The sequence below is a fragment of the Cryobacterium flavum genome (genome assembly GCF_900103805.1).
Lineage (GTDB): Bacteria > Actinomycetota > Actinomycetes > Actinomycetales > Microbacteriaceae > Cryobacterium > Cryobacterium flavum.
Window position 1 is genome coordinate 1 of the sequence record NZ_FNIB01000036.1, and the last position, 2,615, is coordinate 2,615.

General features: G+C 66.5%; 2 protein-coding genes. Both read left to right on the plus strand.

Annotated features, from left to right (window positions below; translation table 11 throughout):
* The first annotated feature begins 195 nt into the window (after nt 1-195).
* The gene (istA, locus tag BLS91_RS19355) at nt 196-1,737 is read left to right on the plus strand and encodes an IS21 family transposase (RefSeq protein WP_092342703.1); all 1,542 of its coding nucleotides are present in this window, start codon (nt 196-198) and stop codon (nt 1,735-1,737) included.
* Nucleotides 1,734-2,513 (plus strand): IS21-like element helper ATPase IstB, encoded by a 780-nt coding sequence (istB, locus tag BLS91_RS19360; RefSeq protein ID WP_092342705.1) that lies wholly within the window; start codon nt 1,734-1,736, stop codon nt 2,511-2,513. Before istA ends, istB begins: the two co-directional genes overlap by 4 nt.
* Nucleotides 2,514-2,615: the final 102 nt, after the last annotated feature.

A 2,615-nucleotide genomic window follows, 5' to 3' on the forward strand; every position in this document is an offset into this window, starting at 1 on the left:
TGTCGGCGGACATGAGAAGCTGCCCGTAGGCGGCCACGGAATTGCCCGCTGACGGCCAGGAGATCTGCCCGTTGGTGGCCATGAGATCTGCCCACTTCCTTTTCTGAGCCCGACCGGTTAACCGGCGGGAGCCTCTCCCTGGGGTTTGATTGCGGTATCTAGACGCATCAAGCCAGTTCAGGAAGAGGCCCATTTATGAAGGTAGACGTAGAAGTTATGGAAATTCTCGCTGCGTATGATCTGACACGATCTTTTCGCGCTGCTGCGGAGCTGACGGGGTGTTCGCACCACACTGTCGCCCGGCATGTTGCTGCGCGGGATGCGGGCCACCCGCTCGCTGAACCGGTCTTTCGGGCCCGGGTCACGGACCCTTTCCTGCCGAAGATGGAGGAGTGGATTCAGCTGTCACATGGGAAGCTGCGTGGTGACAAGGCCCACACCAAGTTGTTGGCTCTGGGCTACACCGGGTCCGAGCGCTCCACCCGGCGCGCCATCGCGCAGGTCCGCGCCAACTTTCGCCTGGGCAACGTGCGGGTGCACCGGCCGTGGGTGACGGAGCCGGGCCAGTGGCTGCAATACGATTTCGGCGATGGCCCTCTAATCGACGGGCGCAAGACGGTGTTGTTCGTGGCGTGGTTGGCGTGGTCACGGTTTCGGATCGTCATCGTGCTGCGTGACCGGACGGCGCCAACGGTGTTTGCGGCGCTGGACCGGACGCTGCGCATCATTGGCGGCGCGCCGACTTACGTCCTGACCGACAACGAGAAAACGGTGACCGTGGCGCACATCGCCGGTGTTCCGGTGCGGAACCTGCAGACGGTGGACTTCGCCCGGCACTACGGCGTGACGGTGCTCACCTGCCAGCCGGCGGACCCGGCGACGAAGGGCGGGTCCGAGTCGTCCGTGAAACTGGCCAAGGCCGACATCGTCCCGAAGGACACGAACCTCCGGCCCGAGTATGACTCGTTCGCCGAGATTGAAACGGCCTGTCAGGAGTTCATGGACGAGGTCAACAATCGCGAGCACCGCGCCACCCGCCGCAAGCCCGCCGCGATGCTGCTGGAAGAGACACCGCGACTGCACCGCATCCCCGCCACCGCCCACACGGTCTCGTTCGGTCTCTCGCGCAGCGTCCCGGACAACACACCCATGGTCACGTTCGAGAACGGTCAGTACTCGGTGCCGTCGCACCTGCTCGGCGCGCAGGTCTTCGTCCGCAGCCACGGCGTCGGCCGTGACGAACGCATCGTCGTGATGCATCAGAGTAGTGAGGGGCCGGTGGAAGTGGCCCGGCACGCTCGGGGCCGGCCGGGCAGCCCGATGATTGACGACACGCATTTCCCAGACCATGCGCCCAAGATCCCCGGCGATTACGCGGTGAAAGCGCGCAGCGCCGCCGAGGCCGAGTTCCTAGCGATCGGGGCGGGAGCGCACACCTGGCTGCTCGAAGCGGCCCAGGTCGGCACGATGCGGATGAAGCAGAAAATGGCTGAAGCGGTCGCGTTGGCCAAGATCGCCGGGCGGGCCGACGTCGACCAGGCGCTCGGCACCGCGGCCATCCACGGCCGCTTCGCGCACCAGGACCTCGCGTCCATCCTCAACGCCACTGGACTACGCACCAGCACCCACACCGCCAGCGAGAACAGGTCTTTGACGCAGGGCACGAGCGGGTGGGCGGCGATCGGCCAGCCACCCGCCGTCCCCGCGGCTGCGCCCGAGCAGGAGGAGTGCGCATGAGCCCAGTCCCCGCCGCGGCGCCGCCACTGCCGGCCGATCTGGAAGCGTTGATGCGGCAGCTGAAGATGCCCTACGCCCGCGCGTTGGCGCCGGAACTGCTCATCACCGCTCGCACCCAACGTTGGGAACCTGCCGAGGTCGTCAAGGCTCTCCTCGTCGAGGAAGTCGCCGGACGGTCCCGGTCCATGCTCGCCACCCGGCGGAGAGCGGCCGGGTTCCCGACAGGGAAAACCTTCGACACCTGGGACCCCGCCGCGTCGTCGATCCCGCTGCCGACCCAGCAGTCGCTGCGCACGCTGGAATGGATCGCGCGGAAAGAGAACGTGGTGGTTTGCGGGCCGTCAGGCACGGGGAAAACGTTCTTCCTCGAGGCCCTCGGCCAGCAGGTCGTCGAAGCCGGGATGCGGGTGGCGTGGTTCCGCCTCGAGGACCTCGGCGCGCTGATGCGCGCCCACCGCTCCGATGACAGCGTCACCCGCGTCGTCACCCGCATCCTCCGCGCCGACCTCATCGTGATCGATGACATAGGCCTCTTGGCCGTCGGGACCGACGCGGCGGAGGGGCTTTATCGCCTCGTCGACGCCGCCTATGAAAAGCGATCCATCGCGGTCAGCTCAAATCTTCACCCCGCCGGATTCGACGAGCTCATGCCGAAAACCCTCGCGACGGCGACCGTTGACCGGCTCCTGCACCACGCTCACGTCTGCCAAACCTCGGGCGACTCCATCCGCCTCACGCAGGCCCTCGCCGGGAAGGGCGTGACCCCGATGACCTGATCCTGCTCCCGAGCATGGCCACCGCCGCCAAATCTTGGTGGGCAGATCTGTTGGCCATGACTGGGCAGTTTTCATGGCCACCAGCGGGCATTTCTAGTGGCC